This window comes from Microvirga yunnanensis (assembly GCF_025460875.1).
Genome location: NZ_JAMXFI010000024.1, coordinates 81,538 through 88,902, shown reverse-complemented (window position 1 = coordinate 88,902; position 7,365 = coordinate 81,538). Strand labels below are relative to the sequence as shown.

The following is a 7,365-nucleotide window of genomic DNA, read 5'->3' as shown; positions in this document are numbered from 1 at the left end:
TCGATGAATGGCGGGGCCGCCGTGTTTGCTCGGCCGACCCGGTTGACCTCAGGATCGGCCGCAGCCAGCGCAATGAGAAATTCCCTTTGGACATGCTTTCCATAGACGTGCGATATCGTCGCCTAAACGCGTTGTGCAAGTATGTGTCCTGTCGGTCTGTGATCAGCCATCGAGGAGGGCGCCGTACTCGGGGTGCCGGGCCGCGTACGACGACATGAAAGGGCACTTCGCGATCACTCTTCTTCCGTCGCGCCGCAACGCTTCGAAAACGCCGTGCGCCAGTCGCGATCCATGCCCCAGGCCGGCCAACTCTTGCGGCACCTCCGTATGGAGCAGAACAACCCGTCCGTCTTCGACCTTGTAGTACGCGACGGCGAGTGCGCCGTCGCCGAGGGGCATTTCAAACCGGCTCATGGACGGATTGTCCTGGACGTCGCTTTCCATCTTTTGCCTCCGTCTCTTATCCGCTCCCAAATCTAGCAGGCCTATCTGCGATAGTCTGCCGGCCAAAGCCGCAGCAAGGGCGACGAGGCGTGTGTCTGGACGACTTGCGACGGATTGTGGATTCACGGCGCGATCCACGCATTTACTTACTCCCTACGGCTTCGTGCGGGCCGTGGCACTCCCGTCCGAACCATTGAAGTAGAAATGCATCAGGGCGCGATCCGGCCGAAACTCTGTTTCATAGCGACACCAAGCTCACTCGCTCCGACTTCGTTGAGGGACTCTTCCGCCTTCAAAACACGATCCCTTGGCGCCAGCTTCGGTACGAACGGGGCCGGACCTTTTCGAGACGATCATGGGCCTTGAAACAAAGCGCACGCTGTTCCGGGCCAATCATTCCCCGGCCGCCCGACTTTGGACTAGGGGAACCCGCAATGACCGCTACCGCCGACTACGCGCCACCCAGGGCCTGAATCTGGGGGAGGGCGGGCGGCGGCTCCTCTTCCAACATTGATCGGCGGACCGCCGGGGCCCCATGGCAAGGAACGACACGTGGGCACGCCCCCACTGCATCTTTATTTGCTGAGAACACCAGATGATCACACGATTACCGTTACGTCGGAGGAACTGCTAGCGATTGGCAATATCAGTGCCGAATATAACGTCTGGCTGATCAAGATCAGCAAAGGCGACCGGTTCAGCTCCGGCCTCAGCGAAAGCAATCCTCAATCCAATCTCCCGGCGGTGGTGGACCGTTCGGGCGACACGCCGCTCCGGGCCCTCAAATCCCGCCTGATCCCGATGCATCGTACTGGAAGTACGGCGCATTCCTGCCAACCCAAATGGCGATCAGTCGCGCGGGCAGCAGCGCCGAATTTAGCGAAGAGCCCGCTGCGGCCTTGGTCGGGCGTTCTGTTGGCCACTTCTCTCAGTATTCCTCTGGTTCGATGTGAGACCGCAGAACCTAGCGCCTCGCTGGCAGTTATTTTGCTCAGGCTACGGCGCTTACGAGTTGAGGTCGCGAGAAGTACTCCGCTCGCCGCCGAGCGACAGGCCCGAGCGACCAATCTCGGAGGCGAGCGACCTTGATGAATGCGTCCATTGCGGGAGAATACTTCCGTCCCTGCACCGCCAGCAGATGCACCTCGCGCCAGATTGGGTCACCTTCGATGGGAATGGCCTTGAGCTCTGGAAGGCGCGGCATGTGTTCGGGCGCGAGTATCACACCGAAGCCGGCTGCAGCCATGTGCTGAAGGTGTGTCTCTTTCTCGCTGCAGTAGCCGAGACTTGGTGTCCCGTCCGAAAAGCACAAGTCCCGCACCTTTGGCAAGACGTCACACCCGGAACGCTGAAGAATCGTCGCATGACGTAAATCGCCAATGCTGATGGCGGTTCGGCCCGCAAGTTCGTGCGTTGGGGCCAGTACCGCAACGTACCGTTCCTGAAACAGGGGCCAGTCATCAATGCGCGGCGGGATGTCTTTCATGTCACCGACAAACGCGGTGCTAATTTCGCCCCCCAGCAGCAACTCGATGAGCTCGTCAGTGGCTGCCTCTCGAAGTTCTACATGGAGCCCGGGAATAAACTTAGAGACCTCCGCGATAGGATCGAGCACTAACGAGACCGATATCGACGGGGCGAGTCCGATACGCAGGGGTGCGACATCCTTGCCTTGGAATGCCTGCGCCCGACGGCGGACCGCTTGTGCTGCCGCAATTGTGCGCTCCAACAGGGGTAGTACTTCCTTCCCGAGATCGGTGAGTTGCGTCAACTGCCGCTCCCGGTAAATCAATTGACCACCTAGCTCCTGCTCCAGCTTTTGCACACCTTTCGTTAGAGCAGGCTGTGTGACATTGCATTGCTCGGCCGCGCGCGTGAAGTTCAGCGTGCTTGCGAGCGCCAGAAAATAACGAACTTGGTGAAGTTCCATGGTGTCAGCCACTACTCTATCATTGTCTGGGACGTCGGCCATCTGCGTGGGCAATCCGGCGCGCAAGCCGACTTGGCCGCGTCGTTCAACGTGTGTAGTTGCGACGGCCTGACGCAATCAGTCTCGCGCACTCTCGTACGGACGCAGACATCGAGGCCGCTCTCGTGCGGCAACTCCTCTGTTGACGCGCTAGAGTGCATTGCCCCTGCGGGCGCGCGCGCCGGCGTTGACCGCGCAGCGGCGCTGAAGAGCAAATTTGCCGCGCTTTTCCCTAAACGGCTGAAGGAACCCATGATGGGAATGGTATCTCGCATCCCATGACCTTTCGTTTTACGGATACTAGAAGGATCGCGCCCAGCCGCCGGTTGCGGGCAGTCTCTGTGCGTCATCTGCACATCCCTGTTCAAGGGCTGCATCGGAATCGGGACGATAGGAACCGACGTTGACAGTGTCCTGTGGCTCTAACCGGCGGAGCCGGCAACAGATGCCCGCGATTGAGAAGATGTGATCGACGGCAGCGGCGAGCGCACCGCCGCTCTCAGGGTTCGGCGACTGCCTCGCGTGTAAGCCCAGGTGCCCCGAGATTAGTTGAGAACTGTTTGCGGCGCGGTGATCGACCTCTCCATGGCCGATTACGTTAGCGGGCGCAACAGTCTTTGCGCCGATGGAATGGCATGTCTTTTGGAATACCATTTAAGGGCCTCCGCAGTTTGGCGAGGTCTTTTATCGATGGTATTTCGCCAGTAGAAAATTATACAGTGGTTTGTCATTACTATCCTTGTAGAGTGCTTGTTGTGGGACCCACACTAAACCGCACCTCGACGGCCACTTTCCTCGGCAGATCGCACGAGCAGTTCGCCTGTCGCCGCTTTGTGCGTCTCCGACACCGCGCACCGACGCTCTCCATCGCGGAATTCTGACGCTGGTGGAAACGGATTCGATGAGCCTTGCTGGTTTCGTTCAAACTTGAGAGCGGCCGAAACAGCGAAGCGGGGATCACCGGCGACTGGCCGGGCTGATACCATTGTGGTCGACGTGACCCGGATCCCCGACGCTCCCTTCAACATCCGTACCGAGGGCGCCGCCGGCAAGTTCGGCTCCGGCCAAAATCCGAATCAGCATGGCGCTTTCGACCGCTGCGCTTCGGATTACACGACCTTGCATCCAAGGACATCCTCAATACTGGCCATCAACCGGCCGCTGTCAATCGGCTTCTCGACCATCGGAAATGACTCGTCGAGGCGGCGCGCATCGTTCGCGCGTTCAGGGAAGGCCGTCATGATGATCACGGGTACGACGTTTGCTTGATTAATTAGGATGCGCCTCAGCTCAAGGCCGCTGGTTCCGGGCATCTGGAGATCAGAAACGATGCAGTCAAACCTGTTCGCGTCAGCCATGAGCAGCGCATCGGCGGACTCAAATGCCGTAGTCCTAATGCCGAACGAGCGCAGCAAGCCCGCCACGGAGAGTCGGACAAGCTCGTCGTCGTCGACGATCGCGATGGCGATATTCGCGCCCAAGGGGTCCCTTTCAGGAAGTACGGAAATACGGTCAGCATTTTAATGCCGCTGTGAGGCCTGACAATCGGACGTATGGGTGCTCGGCCTATACTGGAGTATGGTCTTGGAGAGCACCTCGCTCGAGCGCTTCCATCATCCTGACCACCTGTGCAAGCGTTTGAGCGCGCATCTTCCGCATTGCGCTGCCGCGATGAAGCTTGACCGTTATCTCGCTTAACCCGAGCTCACTTGCCACTTGCTTGTTGAGGAGACCGGATGAGACCAGTTGCAGAACCTCGCGCTCGCGCGACGTCAGGGATCCGTATCGCGCACGGAGGGAGTCGAGTTCGCTCTCCTGGTCCTTCATGCGAATATCCTCGACCAACGCGCATGCGATCGCGTCCATCATGTCCTGGTCACGGAACGGTTTCGGAAGGAAGTCGACCGCACCGGCCTTCATCGCCCGCACTGACATCGGTATATCGCCGTGGCCTGTTATGAACAGGATGGGAATGCGCTCGCCACGCTTGGCGAGTTCCGCTTGGAGGTCGAGCCCGCTCAGGAGGGGCAGGCGCACGTCCGCGACCAGACAACGGACGCCCTCAGGCAAGGGCTTTGACAAGAGCTCGACGGCACTCGCGTAAAGAGCCGAACGATATCCGGCGGATCTGACGAGGCCGTCGATGGATTTTAGGACCAACTCATCGTCGTCGACGATGAGTACGATTGGAGCGGCGCTAGAGTTCGGCTGCATGGCTGACGAATTTGTAGTGTGCGGCGGTATGCGCAGTTTCGGTCCTGCCGGTCCCAGGACAAGGATCCTCGAACTTGCCAGTTAAACTGCGTTCTCGATTTAACATGAGACTTGGGCAGGGCCCGCTGAAGACTTTTATAGTTAGAGGAACGAAGGACTTGTTCACGACGGTTGACAAAGCTCCTCAGCTAGGCTCGACCGGCAGCGCGAAGCCCACCGTCGCGCCGCCAGCCGCGTTTGCGTGAGCAAACATTCGGCCGCCGTGCGATTCGATAATCGTCCGGCATATCGACAGGCCCATCCCCATGCCGTCGGTTTTTGTCGTGAAGAATGGCTCGAAAATGGTCGAGCGGTGCGCTTCGTCAATCCCGAGCCCGTCGTCACTGACACGAAGCGTGACGCCATTCTCATCGCGCGCGGTTTCGATTGTGAGCCTACGTTCACCGGTATCCGATTTCCTCGGCGCCTGTAGTCCGTTCATCAGGAGGTTGCTGAGAACCTGCTGAATCTGCACGGGATCCGCGAAGACTGCGGGAAGGTTGTCCGCCAACCTGAGACCGACCGAGCCCCGATGATGATTGATGTGCGAACGCAGCAGCGGCAGGGTGCCCGTCACCAAGTCGTTAAGATCGAACTTAAGCGGGACCGGATCTTTGCGGGTGAATATCGCTCGAAGCTGCCGAACGACATCGCTGACCCGGCGGGCGCCAACGACCACCCGCTCGATCGCCTCCGTCGCCTCCGCGATGTCGGGTTCGGCACGATTGAGCCAGCGCAGACACGCCTCGCCGTTCGTAAGGATCCCGGAAAGAGGCTGATTGATCTCGTGCGCGATTGACGCAGTCAACTCCGCCATTGTCGCGATGCGGGTGATACGAGTGAGTTCGGTCTGGGCACGATGCATTTCTTGCTCGGCCATCTTCGTTGAGGTGATGTCCATGATGACGCCGACAGTGCTCAGGTCATCTGGACCGGCATGTGCCGGATTGACCAGCACGCGAAGGTGCTTGATCCGCCCGTCAGGGAAGAATAGTCGGTGCTCAAATTCCACGTCGCAACTGTTGCGTTTCGCGTGCTCGAGCTTCTCCCGAACGAGGTCAACGTCGTCAGGATGAACCCTCCGGAGATATGGATCGAGTCCGGGCGTCACATCCTGCTCATATTCCAGAATCCGGTAGGATTCGTCCGACCAGTGATACTCGCCGGTTCGAAGGTCTGCACCAACGCTACCCGATTTACTGATCAGCTGGCCTTGGCGTAAAAACGCTTCGTTCCGGCGGAGCTGCTGTTCAGCGCGCTTTCTGTCCTCGATGTCGAAGGTCGCCCCATACCACTGAACCACATTTCCGTTCTCGTCGCGGCGAGGCGTGCAGATAGAGAGATACCAACGATATCCGGTCGTGGGAGAGCCTACACGAAACTCGTACATTCCGTCGGCACCGGTTTTGATATGGTTGGCCCAGTAGCTAACAAGTCCATCTCGATCGTCTGGATGAACCGGGTCCTTCCATCCGCGGCCGCTGACGGTCTCCAGTGTTTGCGCCCAGCGCGCGAGATATCGCTCGTTTGCATAGTCCATATCGCCGTCCGCTGTCGTGCGCCAAATCATGGTTGGCACGTTTTGAAGCAATATGCGGATGTCTGCCGCCTCAGATTCCCGTGCAAACTCGGAAGCTTTGCGTTCGTTGATCGGGAGCGCGACTAGAACCCTCGACGAGCAGGGAAGATGAGAGTCGGTGGCAAGGGCAATGTTGACGAGAAACCAATGGTACTGACCGTCTCGGTGCTGGATCCGGATGTCGACCGACCGCGAACCGCTTTCGGAGACGGCGGCATCGCTGAGGGTCCCGCGATCCTCCTCATGCACCGCCTTCAGCCATGCATCGCCGAGGAGGTTCGCGGGAGAGATTCCGGTGAAGAGTTCCCAGGCGCGATTGAACCTGCGTCCGCCGCGCTCGACGTGGAATTCGCAGACCAATGCCTGGACGCTATCACACCCAAAGCTCGCTTGGGGCGGGTCGCTCGCCAGCTCCGATGGCGCGTCACTCATCTCCGTTGCAATCTCTCTTCGTTCGGCCGACGCGGGATGGACCGGTTGTCATCACGAACTCAGTTTCACCGGACTCGAGTAGGCTGCAACGTCATTGCGTAGCGATGCCCAATCGGAGTGCTTTGAAGCTTGATTCATGCACGTCCTGCTCATGCGTAGGCTGCGAGCAATCTCTGATCGAGCCGCGCCCCCTTCGGCCGTAAGAGAGTCAATCCGTTGCATGCGCTTCTGCTTATCAATGATCGAAACCACCTTGTATTCGCGCAACTCTGCCGGTCCGCTTCTGCCAATGTGCGACTATTGGAATGCATGATCGCTCTTTTACCTGCGTATACGCAATGATCCTTGGGTATGTCGGCGGGAAGATGACCAATTCGGTCGAGAGGCGCTAGATTGGGAAAATGCATTTGAGTTATTCATGCGGATCATGAATGACCCAGATCCGGCGTGCGGACTTCTTGCCGGCTTCGCCCACCCTGTGCGAGCATCTGCCAGGGTCACGGCGCGAACTTCGCCGCCCAACCGCGTGAGCGGCGGCTGCAATGAGTGCGATGTCAGCGCCTGAACGCGGCGCCGAACTCTGTGCGGGCTGAAAGGTCGTCTTCAGGTGGCATGCAGGTTGCTCCATGACGCGCTACAGCATCACATCGCGCGGTGCGCGGCAATAACGATCGTCTATGGACTCGAT

The 7,365-nt window shown here is 59.0% G+C and carries 6 protein-coding genes; all 6 read right to left on the bottom strand.

Translation table 11 applies throughout. The features are described 5' to 3' along the window. Positions 1–162 precede the first annotated feature (162 nt). Positions 163–444: a GNAT family N-acetyltransferase gene (locus tag NF876_RS14430; protein ID WP_262269482.1), complete on the bottom strand. Its 282-nt coding sequence runs from the start codon at positions 442–444 to the stop codon at positions 163–165. Between the two features lie 991 nt (positions 445–1,435). Next, a complete protein-coding gene (locus NF876_RS14425; RefSeq protein WP_262269481.1) occupies positions 1,436–2,386 on the bottom strand; it encodes a LysR family transcriptional regulator in 951 nt (316 codons plus the stop codon). A gap of 327 nt (positions 2,387–2,713) precedes the next feature. Beyond that, a complete protein-coding gene (locus NF876_RS43440) occupies positions 2,714–3,067 on the bottom strand; it encodes a histidine kinase dimerization/phosphoacceptor domain -containing protein (RefSeq protein WP_373696663.1) in 354 nt (117 codons plus the stop codon). A gap of 455 nt (positions 3,068–3,522) precedes the next feature. Continuing rightward, positions 3,523–3,894 (bottom strand): response regulator transcription factor, encoded by a 372-nt coding sequence (locus NF876_RS14420; RefSeq protein ID WP_262269480.1) that lies wholly within the window; start codon positions 3,892–3,894, stop codon positions 3,523–3,525. 85 nt (positions 3,895–3,979) lie between these two features. Continuing rightward, positions 3,980–4,627, bottom strand: coding sequence for a response regulator transcription factor (locus NF876_RS14415; RefSeq protein WP_262269479.1), 648 nt, complete (start codon positions 4,625–4,627; stop codon positions 3,980–3,982). 184 nt (positions 4,628–4,811) lie between these two features. After that, positions 4,812–6,677: a PAS domain-containing protein gene (locus tag NF876_RS14410; RefSeq protein WP_262269478.1), complete on the bottom strand. Its 1,866-nt coding sequence runs from the start codon at positions 6,675–6,677 to the stop codon at positions 4,812–4,814. Positions 6,678–7,365 lie beyond the last annotated feature (688 nt).

Excerpts from the sequence above, each read along its gene's own strand:
- NF876_RS14430 (WP_262269482.1), bottom strand. The coding sequence starts at position 444 with ATGGAAAGCGACGTCCAGGACAATCCGTCCATGAGCCGGTTTGAAATG.
- NF876_RS43440 (WP_373696663.1), bottom strand. The coding sequence starts at position 3,067 with ATGGTATTCCAAAAGACATGCCATTCCATCGGCGCAAAGACTGTTGCG.
- NF876_RS14415 (WP_262269479.1), bottom strand. The coding sequence starts at position 4,627 with ATGCAGCCGAACTCTAGCGCCGCTCCAATCGTACTCATCGTCGACGAC.
- NF876_RS14410 (WP_262269478.1), bottom strand. The coding sequence starts at position 6,677 with ATGAGTGACGCGCCATCGGAGCTGGCGAGCGACCCGCCCCAAGCGAGC.